Annotated in this window: 11 protein-coding genes and 1 riboswitch; of the genes, 5 read left to right on the plus strand and 6 right to left on the minus strand. The window is 71.3% G+C overall.

Annotated elements, in window-relative coordinates:
* A partial coding sequence (locus tag AOK16_RS09955) for a cell division protein PerM (RefSeq protein ID WP_240483501.1) occupies positions 1-619 on the minus strand: 619 nt, incomplete at its 3' end.
* A gap of 75 nt (positions 620-694) precedes the next feature.
* On the opposite strand from AOK16_RS09955, the gene AOK16_RS28125 reads away from it, so the two are divergent.
* On the plus strand, positions 695-1,732 hold the full coding sequence (locus AOK16_RS28125) for a SigE family RNA polymerase sigma factor (RefSeq protein WP_240483502.1): 1,038 nt from the start codon (positions 695-697) through the stop codon (positions 1,730-1,732).
* Positions 1,733-2,122: 390 nt separating this feature from the next.
* Here the strand turns inward: AOK16_RS28125 and sucD are convergent, their stop codons facing one another.
* Complete coding sequence (gene sucD / locus AOK16_RS09965; protein ID WP_055471888.1) at positions 2,123-3,007, minus strand: succinate--CoA ligase subunit alpha; 885 nt, start codon at positions 3,005-3,007, stop codon at positions 2,123-2,125.
* Between the two features lie 25 nt (positions 3,008-3,032).
* Entirely contained in the window at positions 3,033-4,211 is a 1,179-nt protein-coding gene (gene sucC, locus AOK16_RS09970; protein ID WP_055471889.1) for an ADP-forming succinate--CoA ligase subunit beta, read from the minus strand.
* Between the two features lie 361 nt (positions 4,212-4,572).
* Here sucC and AOK16_RS09975 point away from each other — a divergent pair, with 361 nt between their 5' ends.
* Entirely contained in the window at positions 4,573-5,439 is an 867-nt protein-coding gene (locus AOK16_RS09975; protein ID WP_055471890.1) for a peptidoglycan-binding protein, read from the plus strand.
* A gap of 591 nt (positions 5,440-6,030) precedes the next feature.
* Here AOK16_RS09975 and AOK16_RS09980 read toward each other — a convergent pair.
* A complete protein-coding gene (locus AOK16_RS09980; protein WP_055471891.1) occupies positions 6,031-6,441 on the minus strand; it encodes a coenzyme B12-dependent isobutyryl CoA mutase small subunit in 411 nt (136 codons plus the stop codon).
* A gap of 247 nt (positions 6,442-6,688) precedes the next feature.
* On the opposite strand from AOK16_RS09980, the gene AOK16_RS09985 reads away from it, so the two are divergent.
* Together AOK16_RS09985 and AOK16_RS09990 are read left to right on the plus strand one after the other, a co-directional pair.
* On the plus strand, positions 6,689-7,588 hold the full coding sequence (locus AOK16_RS09985) for an esterase/lipase family protein (protein ID WP_055471892.1): 900 nt from the start codon (positions 6,689-6,691) through the stop codon (positions 7,586-7,588).
* A 291-nt stretch (positions 7,589-7,879) separates the two neighbouring features.
* Positions 7,880-9,607 carry a M23 family metallopeptidase gene (locus AOK16_RS09990; RefSeq protein ID WP_055471893.1) on the plus strand — a complete coding sequence of 576 codons (1,728 nt, stop codon included), beginning with the start codon at positions 7,880-7,882 and terminating at the stop codon, positions 9,605-9,607.
* 89 nt (positions 9,608-9,696) lie between these two features.
* On the opposite strand, the gene pcrA is transcribed toward AOK16_RS09990, so the two are convergent.
* Positions 9,697-12,144, minus strand: coding sequence for a DNA helicase PcrA (gene pcrA / locus AOK16_RS09995; protein WP_055471894.1), 2,448 nt, complete (start codon positions 12,142-12,144; stop codon positions 9,697-9,699).
* A 280-nt stretch (positions 12,145-12,424) separates the two neighbouring features.
* Positions 12,425-12,627: riboswitch (cyclic di-AMP (ydaO/yuaA leader) on the plus strand.
* Between the two features lie 8 nt (positions 12,628-12,635).
* Between pcrA and AOK16_RS10000 the strand changes: the two genes are divergently transcribed.
* Complete coding sequence (locus AOK16_RS10000) at positions 12,636-13,832, plus strand: C40 family peptidase (RefSeq protein WP_055471895.1); 1,197 nt, start codon at positions 12,636-12,638, stop codon at positions 13,830-13,832.
* Positions 13,833-13,996: 164 nt separating this feature from the next.
* Here the strand turns inward: AOK16_RS10000 and AOK16_RS10005 are convergent, their stop codons facing one another.
* Positions 13,997-14,350 carry a hypothetical protein gene (locus AOK16_RS10005; protein ID WP_055471896.1) on the minus strand — a complete coding sequence of 118 codons (354 nt, stop codon included), beginning with the start codon at positions 14,348-14,350 and terminating at the stop codon, positions 13,997-13,999.
* Positions 14,351-14,556: the final 206 nt, after the last annotated feature.

The raw sequence follows: 14,556 nt of genomic DNA on the forward strand, positions 1-14,556 counted from the left end.
CCTCCAACGGCTCCCGCGGCCGCCCGACCGCGACCCAGAACGCGTACGCCACCGCCGCCACCGTCACCACCGGCAGGTGCAGCATGGCGCTCAGCACGTCCACCCGCAGCGGCCCGCCCGCCGCGTAGATCGTGACTGCCGTGCCCACCAGCAGATAGCCCGCGCTCAGCCACCCGATCGTGGTAAGCGCACAGGGCTCCCCCGCCGACTCCCGCCCGGCGGCGGCCAGTTCCTCCTCGCGCGACTCCAGCGCGTGCCGCGTCGCCCGGTACAGCAGCCACAGCGGCAGCGCGCTCAGCAGCAGCGGCGTGACCCCGAGGGGCGCGCCCCCGCCCGAGACAGTGTCGGCGCGTACGAGGTCGGCGCCGTGCGCCAGCAGCCACAGCGCCGCCGCCGCGTGCAGGGCCCCGCCGGGCCCGCCGGCCGGATACGGCGAGGAGATCCACAGCAGCAGTACGGCGACGGTCACCCCGCCGAGCCCCAGCGCGGCCGCGACCAGGCCCCCGGCGAAGGGGTGCCCCTGCCCCCGCTGGCCGCCTCTGCGCGAACGGGAGGACGGCGGGGGCGCGGTCACCAGCAACGACGGCAACGGCGGGCGGCGATCGGTCGATTGCGTCACGCGGCCATGCTGCCAAGAACGCCCCATTCAGCTACGCAGCAGGCCAACAACCGTCGTGTCGCTCAATATGAGCGTATGCACCCCTTTGCACGAACCCTCGCGCGGAGCGTTGCACTCGGCGGCCGGGCCTGGCGAGGCGTACGGGAGGCCGTCTGGCCGGAACGCTCCCCCGGCGGGCCCGGCCAACGTACGGCCACAGAGGCCGAGTTGGCCTTCGACGCGCTCTACACCGCGCACGCCGCCACCCTCGCGCGCCAGACGTTCCTGCTCACCGGCCGCCGGGAGCCGGCCCGGGAGTCCGTCGAGCGCGCGTTCCAGCTGGCGTGGCAGCGCTGGCCGGAGGTCGCCGTGGACCGGGACCCGGCCGGCTGGGTGCGGGCTGCGGCGTACGAGTACGCACTCTCGCCCTGGCACCGCCTGCGCCCGGTCCCCCGCCGCGCACCGACCACCACGACGGCGGCCACTACATCGGCAGGCGATGCAGAGGCGGGCGACCCGGTAGTGGGCGACCTGATGGTGGGAGGCCCGATGTTGGGCGACGCGGCGACGAGCGGCCCGGCGGTGGGCGACCTGGCGGCGGGCGACGCGGAGGCGGGAGGCCCGGCGGCGGGAAGCCCGATGGTGGGCGACCTGGTAGCGGGCAACGCGGAGGCGAGCGGCCCGGCGGTGGGCGACCTGGTGGTGGGCGACCCGGCAGCGGGCGACGCGGAGGTCGGCGACGCGCTGATCGCGGCGCTGCTCGCGCTCCCCGACTCCTACCGCCGCACGCTGCTGCTGCACGACGGGGTCGGGCTCGGGCTGCCGGAGACGGCGGCCGAGGTGGAGGCGTCCTCCGCGGCCACGGCGGGGCGATTGGCGCACGCCAGGGATGCGGTCGCCGAGCTGGTGCCCGGGCTGGCCGGTACGCCGCCGGAACGGCGGGACGAGGCACTGCGGGCCCTACTGGCCTCGGCCACCGCCGAGCTCCCGGCGGACCCGGCCCTGGCACCGGCCCCGTCGGTACGCGCCGAGAGCGAGCGCCGCACCCTGCGCACCGCCCGAGCGGGCCTCGGCGCGGCCGCGCTCTTCGCAACGGCGATGGCAGTGGCGATCGCCGTCACCACGATCTGGTGACGGGCGAGCGATACAGACCCCCACACTGCGGGGCGGTACACGCTGCGGGGCCGGTACACGCTGCGACGAAGCGCTGGGGCTCTTCCAGGTCGCGTCGCACGGCCGCGCCGCCGCTCGGCGCAGGACCCGCCGCCGGGCACAGGCGCGGGGCAACGCACAACGCAGACCCCCGGGCACCGGGCACCGGCACCGGCACCGGCACCGGCACCGGCACCGGATCCGGCACAGGATCCGGCACAGGATCCGGCACAGGATCCGGCACAGGATCCGGCGGGCGGCACGCATGGGCATCCATGGTGTGCCGCCCGCCGGATCCCCGCACACGCGAAAGGGCGTGGGCCGTGCCGACAAGGCACGAGCCCACGCCCCTTGTGGCGCTTCAGACAGGCGTCAGCCGTCGAGCGCGGCGCGCGCGAGGCGGGCCGTCTCGGACGGGGTCTTGCCGACCTTCACACCGGCGGCCTCCAGGGCCTCCTTCTTCGCCTGGGCGGTGCCGGAGGAGCCGGAGACGATGGCGCCGGCGTGGCCCATGGTCTTGCCCTCGGGCGCGGTGAAGCCCGCGACGTAGCCGACGACCGGCTTGGTGACGTTGGCCTTGATGAAGTCCGCGGCCCGCTCCTCGGCGTCGCCGCCGATCTCGCCGATCATCACGATCAGGTCGGTGTCGGGGTCGGCCTCGAACGCGGCCAGGGCGTCGATGTGCGTGGTGCCGATGATCGGGTCGCCACCGATGCCGACGCAGGTGGAGAAGCCGAGGTCACGCAGCTCGTACATCATCTGGTACGTGAGCGTGCCGGACTTCGACACCAGGCCGATGCGGCCGGAGGTGGTGATGTCGGCCGGGATGATGCCGGCGTTGGACTCGCCGGGGGTGATCAGGCCGGGGCAGTTCGGGCCGACGATGCGGGTCTTGTTTCCCCTGGTCTGGGCGTGGGCCCAGAACGCGGCGGTGTCGTGCACCGCAATGCCCTCGGTGATCACGACGGCCAGGCCGATCTCGGCGTCGATCGCCTCGACGACCGCGTCCTTGGCGAACTTCGGCGGCACGAAGATGACGGTGACGTCGGCACCGGTCTTCTCGATGGCCTCGGCGACGGAGCCGAAGACTGGGACCTCGGTGCCGTCGAAGTCGACGGACGTGCCGGCCTTGCGCGGGTTGACACCGCCGACGATGTTGGTGCCGGAGGCGAGCATCCGGCGGGTGTGCTTCTGGCCCTCGGAGCCGGTCATGCCCTGGACGATGACCTTGGATTCCTTGGTGAGGAAGATAGCCATGGTGTGTCTGTGACCTCGTCCCTTGTTACTTGGCAGCAGCCAGCTCGGCGGCGCGGTCGGCCGCACCGTCCATGGTGTCCACCTGCTGAACGAGCGGGTGGTTCGCGTCGGTCAGGATCTGGCGACCCAGCTCCGCGTTGTTGCCGTCGAGGCGCACGACCAGCGGCTTGCTGACCTCTTCGCCCTTGGACTTGAGGAGGTCCAGCGCCTGCACGATGCCGTTGGCGACGGCGTCGCAGGCGGTGATGCCACCGAAGACGTTGACGAACACGGACTTGACGTCCGGGTCGCCCAGGATGATCTCCAGGCCGTTGGCCATCACCTCGGCGGAGGCGCCGCCGCCGATGTCGAGGAAGTTGGCGGGCTTGACGTCCGCGTGGGCCTCACCGGCGTACGCGACGACGTCCAGGGTGCTCATGACGAGCCCCGCGCCGTTGCCGATGATGCCGACCTCGCCGTCCAGCTTCACGTAGTTGAGGTTCTTGGCCTTGGCCGCGGCCTCGAGGGGGTTGGCCGCGGCCTTGTCCTCCAGCTCGGCGTGGTCGGCGTGGCGGAACTCGGCGTTCTCGTCCAGCGACACCTTGCCGTCGAGGGCGATGATCCGGCCGTCGGCGACCTTGGCGAGCGGGTTGACCTCGACGAGGAGCGCGTCCTCGGCGACGAAGGTCTTCCACAGGGTCTGCAGGACCTCGGCGACCTCGTCGGCGACCTCGGCCGGGAACTTGGCGGCCGCGACGATCTCGCGGGCCTTCTCCGCGGTGACGCCCACGTTGGCGTCGACCGGGATCTTGGCGAGGGCCTCGGGCTTGGTGGCCGCGACCTCTTCGATGTCCATGCCGCCCTCGACGGAGGCCATGGCCAGGAAGGTGCGGTTGGTGCGGTCGAGGAGGTACGAGACGTAGTACTCCTCGGCGATGTCGGGGGCCGTCTCGGCCAGCATCACCTTGTGGACCGTGTGGCCCTTGATGTCCATCCCCAGGATCTGACCGGCCTTCTCGACCGCGTCGTCCGGGTCGGCGGCCAGCTTGACGCCGCCGGCCTTGCCGCGGCCGCCGGTCTTCACCTGCGCCTTGACGACCGAACGGCCGCCGAGACGCTCGGTCACCTCGCGCGCCGCCTCAGGCGTGTCGATGACTTCACCGGCCAGCACCGGTACACCGTGCTTGGCGAAGAGGTCCCTCGCCTGGTACTCGAACAGGTCCACGCGCGTCCGTCCCTTTTGCGTCTCAAGCGTCGTCGTGTGCCGCTGTCGTGGTAAGAGCGGCCGTCTCGCAGATTATCCCCGCGGGACCTTGGTCCCTAAATCGCACGTCACATGGAAACGGTGATGGTGGTCACACGCACCCCGCCCGTCTTGACCCCCGCTCCGAGCCGTTCGCCCGCCCCTCATCAGCTCCTCACCTGACCAACGCCCCGGGAAGCGGGAGAGTTCCAAGGGAGTTGGGAATGTCCGTAGCGTGTAACGCACAGGAATTTCCGTGCGCAGACACCCCAGGAGGGGGAAAAGTGGGGGGAGTTGGCAGGGGGCCCGGAATCTACGGGGGAACCGGAAGGAGTGCAGCACCATGGCAAAGCCTCTAGAGGCGTCCCGACTTGTGCAGATACTGCGCGACGAGGGTCTGGTGGTCCACGAGTACAAGGAATGGCGTACGCACAACCGCAATGCGAAGGGGGCCTGGGGCCCGATCAACGGCGTGATGATCCATCACACCGTGACCGAGGGCACCGGGAGTTCGGTGGAGCTCTGCTACACGGGCCACTCGTCCCTGCCGGGACCGCTGTGCCACGGCGTGATCGACAAGAAGGGGGAGGTCTGGCTCGTCGGCAACGGCCGCGCCAACCACGCGGGCCTCGGCGACGGGGACGTCCTGGACGCGGTCGCCAACGAGCGGAAGCTGCCGCCGGACAACGAGGCCGACACCGACGGCAACAGCCGCTTCTACGGCTTCGAGTGCATCAACCTCGGTGACGGCAAGGACCCGTGGCCCGAGGCGCAGAAACTGGCGATCGAGCGCGTCTCGGCGGCGATCTGCCGGACGTACGGCTGGACGGAGAAGTCCGTCATTGGCCACCTGGAGTGGCAACCGGGCAAGCAGGACCCGCGCGGCTTCACGATGTCCTCGATGCGGGGCCGGATCGCGAAGCGACTGGGCCGCGACCCCGACGGCCCGCCCGCGCCCCCGAAGTACGAGCCGTTCCCGGGCGCCTCGTTCTTCGAGACCGGCCGCAGCAGCAAGATCATCACAGCCATGGGCAAGCGCCTGGTGGCCGAGGGCTGCGGGCGCTACGAGGTCGGGCCGGGCCCGGAGTGGACGGCGGCGGACCGCAAGTCGTACGCGGCCTGGCAGCGCAAACTGGGCTACTCCGGCGACGACGCGGACGGCGTCCCGGGCAGGACCAGCTGGGACAAGCTGAAGGTCCCGAACGTCTAGCCACGCTCCGTGACGGCCACGGCTCGCGCCGCGAAGGCGGGGCGTGTACGGCTACGACCCGTACACGCCCCGCAGAGCGCGGGCCCGCACCCGGGCTCAGGGACGTCTCGCCCCCCCGAGTACGCCCCCAGGGGGCGCAGGTCGCGCGCCGTAGAGGGCTGGAGCCCGCTCTCGCCCCCTACACGCCTCGCAGGGCGTGTACGCCCGTACCCGGGCTCAGGGGCTCCCCCGAATACGCACCGCAGGCGCGGGTCCATGCACGGGCTCAGGGAAGTCTCGCCCCGCATACGCCCCGCAGGGCGCGGGTCGTACTCCGTAGAGGGCTGGAGCCCGCTCGCAGCCCGTACACGCCTCGCAGGGCGCGACCCGTCCAGGGCGCAGGGCATTCCGGACGTCTCGGCGCGAAGACCGGAACCTGTCCGCCACGGCGGCGGACAGGCCCGGTACGGCGGCGACCGGCAGGCGACCACGTACCGCCGCGCGTGCCGCCCTTGCCGCTTGCCGTAGCGCGGGCCGAGCGGCGGCGACCTGCGGCGCCGAGCCCAACCGAAGCCAAGGGGTCGCGGCCCCTTGGCCCGCGCCGGACGGCGATCAGGCCGCTACGGCTCGCACGTTGGCGCGGACCCAGGCGACGACGTCGCCGGTGGTCGTACCAGGGGTGAAGATCTCCGCCACGCCGCGCTTCTTCAGCGGAGCGATGTCGTCCTCGGGGATGATCCCGCCGCCGAAGACCTTGATGTCCGCCGCGTCCCGCTCCTTCAACAGCTCCAGCACGCGCGCGAACAGCGTGTTGTGCGCTCCGGACAGGATCGACAGCCCGATCGCGTCGGCATCCTCCTGGATCGCCGTGTCGACGATCTGCTCGGGAGTCTGGTGCAGGCCGGTGTAGATGACCTCCATACCGGCGTCACGCAGGGCCCGCGCAATCACCTTGGCACCGCGATCGTGCCCGTCGAGCCCCGGCTTGGCCACCACCACGCGGATTGGACCCGACACACCCATGACTGCCTCCCTGTACCCCTGCGATCACCGCATGTAACGCGTGAACGAACGTTATCCCCAGCATCCCGCACCCTGCTGTTTCGCGAACAGGGCGGAGGGGGAAATCTCACATGGGACACGTTGAACAGGGAAGCCGTGGCGGGCCGGACCCGAGCCGTTGTCCGACCTCCCCACCCCGGCTTTCCACGAGGGCACACGAGGGACGGTCATCGCCGTCCCCCAGCCGTGCCGGTCGGGAGGTTGGCCAATGGGGGCCTTGCCTTTTCTTCCGAGTCTTCTCCGCCCCACCGCGGCGTTCATCAAGGCCACCAAAGCCACGGCACTGGACCTGGCGGTCCTCGCCGGCCACGCGGTGCTCTACCCGACCGGCCTGACCCAGGAGCGCCCCGAGCGCACGACCGACCGGGTTGTGCCGGTCCAGCTCACCGACGCCGCCCCCGGCGCCGCCGCACCGGACGGGACCGATCCGGCCGACGCGGTCGGCCCGACCCGGCTGCCGACCGCCCCAGACCACCTCCCCGTACTCCTCCTCCACGGCTTCATCGACAACCGCTCCGTCTTCGTCCTGCTGCGCCGCTCGCTGCGGCAGCACGGCTGGGACCAGGTCGAGGCGCTCAACTACTCGCCGCTGAGCGTCGACATCCGCGCCGCCGCGGCCGAACTGGGGCGCCGCATCGAGGAGGTCTGCGAGCGGGTCGGCTCGGACCGGGTCGACGTGGTCGGACACAGCCTGGGCGGGCTCATCGCCCGCTACTACGTCCAGCGTCTCGGCGGCGACGCCCACGTCCGCACCCTGGTCACGCTCGGTACCCCGCACTCCGGCACGCGCGCCATCCCGCTGTTCTCCGCGCACCCCATCGTCCGGCAGATGCGCCCGGACTCCGATGTGATCGAGGAGTTGGCGGAACCGGCGCCCGGCTGCGCGACGCAGTTCGTCAGCTTCTGGAGCGACCTGGACCAGGTGATGGCGCCGCTGGAGAGCGCGCAGTTGCACCACCCCGATCTGGCCTCGACCAATGTGCAGGTCAGCGGGATCGGCCATCTCGCCCTGCCGGTGCACGGGGCAGTCGCGGCGGGCATCCGCGAGGCCCTGACCTCGGCCGCGTCGGGCGGCGGGGCCGCGGGCGGCGCGGCCTCGGTGGCGTGAGTACCGGACCGAAGTAGCGGAGCGCTGAGCAGAATTCACTGTGCGCCACGGCGCACAACCCCGCGTGGCGCGCCCCGCGGAAGCGAATCGTTGTCGAACCGCATTCGAACTCCGAGCCAAGGGACAGCACGCGGTGCGCCGAAAGGCGACAAATGCTCGTACCTTGGCATCGCGAAACCTGCCGAAGATTGTCGGCGCCACGGACCGACGGGTACAGTCGCCCGCACTGCACCGCCCTGGGGCAACGCCCCAGACCCCCGCTCTGCTGCCGAGGCGAAAGAGAAGTTGGTGGTGAACGACCGTCACCCGTCGGGGACCTCGACCCCGACCGCTCAGGCTCCCGACGCCTCGTACGGGCAGTACCCGACGTACGAGCAGCAGGGGGCCTACGGCGGCTACGCCGGGTACGACGGCACCGCGTCCCACGACACTTGGGGCACCGCCACCGGCACCTTCGACGGCTACGCCGCCCCCTACGGCGACGGCGACCCGCTCTTCGGCACGACGCCCGGCGCATACGACACGGGCCAGGGGACGTACGGCACGGGGCATTACGACACCACACAGTGGGACGCGGGAGTACAGCAGCCCGCCTACGACCCGTACGCCACCGGCGCCTTCGGCACGTCCACTTTCGATGCGGCCGGTTTCAATGCGGCGGCCTACGAGACCGGCGCTTACGACACCAGCGGGATGTGGGGCGCGGCCACCGTCCCGGCACAGGGCGGCCCGGCCCCCGTCGAGCACCTCGACTCCGGCGTGCGGGGCGGCGACCCGGGCGGGCAGTGGGACACCACGGCGTGGGCCACGGGCTCGTATGACATGAGCGGGATCACACAGGACGCCGGGGCCTCGGCTTACGAGACGGGCGGGTTCGAAACCTCGGCCTTCGAGGCGGCGCCTTACGAGACCGGACCGTTCGAAACCGGACCGTTCGAAACCGGGCAGTTCGAGGCGGCGCAGTTCCAGACGGGCCAGTTCGAAACCGGGCAGGCCGAGATGGGTCAGGTCGCGGCCGACCCGTACCAGACCGGCCAGTTCGACACCGGCCAGTTCCAGACCGGCCAGTTCGACACCGGGCAGTTCCAGACCGGGCAGTGGGAGGCCGCCGCTCACCCGGGCGGCGAGGAGGTCCGGCCCGATCTCGAGCACACGCCTGAGCCGGTCGCCGAACAGACCGCCGCCTTCGAGGCCTTGAGCGACCCATCCGCCGAGGACTCGGGCGAGCCCGGCGGCTCGGCCAAGGGCGTCGCACCCATGGGGCGCCGCGGAGCCGGCAGCGGCGGTGGCGGTGGCCGCAGTCGGCGGCGCGCGCCCGCCCGCCGGTCGGCGATCCTGACCGTGGCCGTACCGTCCGTCGCCGTGATGGGTGTGGCCGGTATCGCCGCGGCGTCCGTGAGCACCGGCCAGGACAAGTCCGCGCAGGCCGCGCCCGACCCGTCGGCCGTGAAGCCGTCCGCGGCCAACAACAAGCTCGACAGCCAGCTCGCCGGACTCACCGCCGACGCCGACGACTTCGCCGACCGCGCCAGCCGTACCCAGGAGCGCCTCGACCTCAAACAGCGCCAGCTGGAGGAGAAGAAGCGCAAGGAGGAAGAGGCGGCGCGCAAGGAGGCGCTGCGGCCGAAGTTCGCACTCCCCGTCGCCCAGCACGGGCTCAGCGCGTACTTCGGGCAGGCGGGGATCAACTGGATGTCCGTGCACTCCGGGATCGACTTCCCGGTCAGCTACGGGACGCCGGTCATGGCGGCCACGGACGGGGCCGTGCGGACGCAGTGGAACCCGGCGTACGGGAACATGGCCATTGTGACGGCGGCGGACGGCACGGAGACGTGGTACTGCCACCTGAGCAGTACGAAGATCAGGTCCGGGTCGGTCAAGGCCGGGGACACCATTGCCTATTCGGGCAATTCGGGCAACTCCACCGGCCCGCACCTCCACTTCGAGGTCCGCCCCGGCGGCGGCTCGGCCATCGACCCCCTGGCCTGGTTCCAGGGCAAGGGCATCAACCCCAACTGACGCGGCCCGGCCCCGCCGCCCGCCGCCATCCCCGAACGGCCGCTGGGCCTCCCCACGCCCGCCGTCTCCGGCGGGCGTTCAGCCGCCGGTCAGAGCTTCTCCACCGGCGCGTAGCGCAGGAGCAGCACCTTTGGCTTCTCGTCGCCGAAGTCGATGGTGGCCTTCGCGTCGTGCCCGCTGCCGGCCACGGACATGACCGTGCCCAGGCCAAACTGGTCGTGGGTGACGCGGTCGCCGACCGAGAGGGAGACGACCGGGCGGTCCGTCGCGCGCCGGGTGGCGAAGCCGGAGGGACCGGACGAGCGGCCGCCGGACTTCATCGCCGCGGAAGCCATCGACCCCGCCGCCGAGACCGAGGCCGACGGGGTCGTACCGCCGGTGCGCCGCCACTCCACGTACGCCTCCGGGATCTCCTCCAGGAAGCGGGACGGCGGGTTGTAGGAGGGCTGGCCCCACGCGCTGCGCATCGTCGCGCGCGTGAGATACAGGCGTTCCCGCGCCCGCGTGATGCCGACGTAGGCGAGCCGCCGCTCCTCCTCCAGCTCCTTGACCTGGCCGAGGGCGCGCATGTGCGGGAAGACGCCGTCCTCCAGACCGGTCAGGAAGACGACCGGGAACTCCAGGCCCTTGGCCGTGTGGAGCGTCATCAGCGTGATGACGCCGGAGCCCTCCTCGCTCTCCTCCTCGTCGGGGATCTGGTCGGAGTCGGCCACGAGCGCCACCCGCTCCAGGAACTCGGCCAGCGAGCCCGGGTTCTCCTCGGTGCGCTCCTGCTCGAACTCCAGGGCCACGGCGGCCAGTTCCTGGAGGTTCTCGATCCGCGTCTCGTCCTGCGGGTCGGTGGACGCCTGGAGTTCGGCAAGGTAGCCCGTGCGCTCCAGAACCGCCTCCAGGATCGTCGCCGGGCCCGCGCCGGACTCGGCGATCGTGCGCAGCTCCTCCAGCAGCACGTTGAACCGCTTGACCGCGTTCGCCGACCGAGCCGCCATCCCGTACGCCTCGTCGACCCGGCGCAGCGCCTGCGCAAAGGAGACCTTCTCGCGCAGCGCGAGCGCCTCGATCATGGCCTCGGCGCGCTCGCCGATGCCGCGCTTGGGGACGTTGAGGACGCGCCGCAGCGGGACGGTGTCCTCGGGGTTGGCGAGCACGCGCAGGTACGCGAGGACGTCGCGGACCTCCTTGCGCTCGTAGAACCGGACGCCGCCGACGACCTTGTACGGCAGCCCGACCCGGATGAAGATCTCCTCGAAGACACGGGACTGGGCGTTCGTGCGGTAGAAGATGGCGACGTCGCCGGCCTTGGCGTCGCCCGCGTCCGTCAGCCGGTCGATCTCGTCGGCGACGAACTGCGCCTCGTCGTGCTCGGTGTCGGCGACATAGCCGGTGATCGCGGCGCCCGCGCCGGCCTCGGTCCACAGGTTCTTGGGGCGGCGGTTCTCGTTGCGCTCGATGACGGCGTTGGCGGCGCTGAGAATGGTCTGCGTGGAGCGGTAGTTCTGCTCCAGCAGGATCGTGGTCGCCTGCGGGTAGTCCTCCTCGAACTGGAGGATGTTGCGGATGGTGGCGCCGCGGAAGGCGTAGATCGACTGGTCGGCGTCGCCCACCACGCACAGCTCCCCGGCGTGCTCGCCGGTGCCCACCAGCTCGCGCACCAGCGTGTACTGCGCGTGGTTGGTGTCCTGGTACTCGTCCACCAGCACGTGCCGGAAGCGGCGGCGGTAGTGCTCGGCGACGTCCGGGAACGCCTGGAGGAGGTGGACGGTGGTCATGATGATGTCGTCGAAGTCCAGCGCGTTGGCCTCGCGCAGCCGGGACTGGTAGAGCGCGTACGCCTCGGCGAGGGTCTTCTCGAAACCGTCACCCGCCTGTCCCGCGAAGGTCTCCTCGTCGATGAGCTCGTTCTTGAGGTTGGAGATCTTCGCGCTGAAGGACTTCGGCGGGTAGCGCTTGGGGTCCAGGTCGAGGTCGCGGCAGACCAGGGACATCAGGCGCTTGGAGTCGGCGGCGTCGTAGATCGAGAAGCTGGAGGTGAAGCCGAGCTTCTTCGACTCGCGGCGCAGGATGCGCACACAGGCGGAGTGGAACGTCGACACCCACATCGCGTTCGCCCGCGGGCCCACGAGCTGTTCGACGCGCTCCTTCATCTCGCCCGCGGCCTTGTTGGTGAAGGTGATCGCGAGGATCTGGCCGGGGTGCGCGCGGCGGGTGGCGAGCAGGTGGGCGATCCGGTGCGTCAGCACGCGCGTCTTGCCGGAGCCGGCGCCCGCGACGATGAGCAGCGGGGAGCCGGAGTGGGCGACGGCGGCCCGCTGCTGCTCGTTGAGCCCCTCGAGCAGCGCGGCGGGGTCCACGGCCGGGCGCGGGGCGCCGTTGCGGTAGTACGCGTCGTGGTCCGCGGGCGCGTCGAAGCGGCCGCCGAAGAGGTCGGCCGGCACGGCCTCGGCCGGTGCGTCCTCGGGCGGCGGCGGGGGCTCCTCGCCCGGGTTTCCCCGGTGTTCGAGGTCCGCCAGGAAGCTGTCGTCAAAGAGGCTGCTCATCGCTGACCGAGTCTAGGCGGCCGCACTGACAACCCGTACCGCTTCCCGGTTCCCGGGGCCGCATTCCCGGGCCGCGGCGGGCCGTTGGTGAACGGAGTCCGGTCGATCCGGGGCCACCGGTGAACCGTGTCGGGCCGCCGCGCAACCGCGGGACCACATCCCGCCGAGGTCACGAAAAGGTTTCGGGCAAATCGAACATCAGCCTTCACAGCAGCCCCACAAGTTGGCTAGCGTGCTCGATCAGGCGGCCCGAACCCCTCGCCGGCGACCGCGCCGGCACGGTCTGCCTCCGCCGAGTCCGGCCAGTCCGGAGCCGGGGACCCACCCTCCTGCCGCCGACTTCGGCGCCGGAGGGGCCTAGTCCCACCTGGGGTGAATCGGCCGGTACGCGTGCGTGCGCCAGCGCGCGGCGGACGGCCGTAGGGCAGCCTTCCGATCGCCCGAACCCGACAGCTAACCCGGTAGGCGGTCCACGGAAGGAGACGCGCACCGTGGCGTCGCACCGCAAACCGCGGACCCATGTCCTGACCACCCCTGGTTCCCGCCGTACCGCCGTCGGTCTGACGACCGTGGCGCTGGCCTCGGTCGGCCTGCTGTCGCAGGCCGCACAGGCCGCGCCGAGCGAGCCGAGGCAGAGCATCGAGGAAGTCCAGAAGAAGGTCGACCAGCTCTACCGCCAGGCCGGCACCGCCACCCAGCAGTACAACCAGGCCAAGGAGCGCACCGAGCGGCAGCGCACCGCGGTCGACCGGCTGCTCGACGACGTGGCGAACCGTACGGAGAAGCTCAACGAGGCCCGGCGCACGCTGGGCAACTACGCGGCCGCGCAGTACCGCAACGGCGGCATGGCCCCCACCGCGACCATGCTCCTCGCCGACAGCCCGCAGGACTACTTCACGCGGAACCACCTGCTGGACCGGATGACCGACCGTCAGCGGCAGGCCGTAGAGCAGTACCAGGGCGAGCAGGAGTCGGCGTCGAAGCAGCGGTCGGAGGCCACGCGGAGCCTGGCCTCGCTGACCGAGGCGCAGCAGGAGCTGCGCGACTCCAAGCAGTCGGTGCAGGACAAGCTCGGCCAGGCGCGCGAGTTGCTGTCCGAGCTGACCGCCGAGGAGAAGGCGCGCCTGGCGGAGCTGGAGCGCAAGCGGGAGGCCGAGGCGCAGCGCAAGGCGGAGGAACTGGCGCGGCAGCAGGCGGAGAAGGCGCGGCAGGAGGCGGCCGAGAAGGCGGCCGCCGAGGAGGCCGCGGCGCAGGAGAGCCCCTCCCAGAGCTCGGACTCGGCCTCGGGCTCGGGCTCGGGCTCCGGGTCGTCGTCCGGCTCGTCCTCCGACGCGTACGCCGCGAAGGCCGAGAAGGCGATCGCGTTCGCCCGCGCCCAGATAGGCAAGCCGTACGTGTGGGGGGCCACGGGCCCGTCCTCGTTCGACTGCTCCGGGCTGACGCAGGCCGCGTGGAAGGCGGCGGGGGTCTCCCTGCCGCGCACCACCTGGGACCAGGTGGAGGTCGGCACCCGCGTCGCCACCGAGGACCTCAAGCCCGGGGACCTGGTGTTCTTCTACGACGACATCAGCCATGTCGGGCTCTACATCGGCGACGGCCAGATGATCCACGCCCCGAAGCCGGGCGCGAACGTCCGCACGGAGGCGATCACTTACATGCCGATCTACGGGAGCGTGCGCCCGTCGTAGCGGGTATGCCCGTCGTCGCGGCGTGCGCCCGTCGTCGCGGATGGGGGCTCGGGGGACGAAGTCCCCTGAGTTGTCCCCGCCGCGACGGCGAGCGACCGCTGCGGCGGCGCGGGTCGGCGGTGCCGAACTCTCCGCGCCCCTGGCCACGGATCACACCCAGCGGATCACACCCACAGGACAGCGATGAAGACGTTCGCCACCGTCAAAGCGCCCACCGCGCCGAACGCGGACTTCTCCACACGCTCCTCGTCGCGCTTCACATAGACCAGGCCGAGGATCACGATCAGCAGGGCGAGTTTCACGCCTATCTTGATGTTGTTGAGCGTCTGATCGTCGGCCTGGTTGAGGCCCACCAGGGCCACGCCGGTGACCAGCATGGTCAGGGCGCCGTGGAGCATGCCGGGGGTGAAGCGGGCGGCGCCCGTGCCCATCGCCTTCATCTGGGAGAAGAAGCCGCCGAGCAGGGCCGCGATGCCGACGATGTGGAGGCCGACGAAGACATTGATGAGTACGTCCATGCGGCGGAGAGTATCGGGGCCCATAGCACCCGTCCCCACTGAGGTTTGCCTCATTCGCCACATCGGTCACAGCCGCCAACGGAACCTACAGGAGCAGGAAGATTCACCCGGCTCTTATGGTCGGGTCCGTCCGTAAACCTCCAGAACGCTTCCAGTCGCGGTCATTGCGTCACCTGCTCATGACGCGCAGGTTTAGCGTCCTCCCC

Source organism: Streptomyces pathocidini (assembly GCF_001418495.1).
Taxonomy (GTDB): Bacteria; Actinomycetota; Actinomycetes; order Streptomycetales; family Streptomycetaceae; genus Streptomyces; species Streptomyces pathocidini.

Bases quoted from the DNA above. Each gene is read 5' to 3' on its own strand.
- AOK16_RS28125 (WP_240483502.1), top strand. From the start codon at position 695: ATGCACCCCTTTGCACGAACCCTCGCGCGGAGCGTTGCACTCGGCGGC.
- sucD (WP_055471888.1), bottom strand. From the start codon at position 3,007: ATGGCTATCTTCCTCACCAAGGAATCCAAGGTCATCGTCCAGGGCATG.
- AOK16_RS09975 (WP_055471890.1), top strand. From the start codon at position 4,573: ATGGCAAAGCCTCTAGAGGCGTCCCGACTTGTGCAGATACTGCGCGAC.
- AOK16_RS09980 (WP_055471891.1), bottom strand. From the start codon at position 6,441: ATGGGTGTGTCGGGTCCAATCCGCGTGGTGGTGGCCAAGCCGGGGCTC.
- AOK16_RS09985 (WP_055471892.1), top strand. From the start codon at position 6,689: ATGGGGGCCTTGCCTTTTCTTCCGAGTCTTCTCCGCCCCACCGCGGCG.
- pcrA (WP_055471894.1), bottom strand. From the start codon at position 12,144: ATGAGCAGCCTCTTTGACGACAGCTTCCTGGCGGACCTCGAACACCGG.
- AOK16_RS10005 (WP_055471896.1), bottom strand. From the start codon at position 14,350: ATGGACGTACTCATCAATGTCTTCGTCGGCCTCCACATCGTCGGCATC.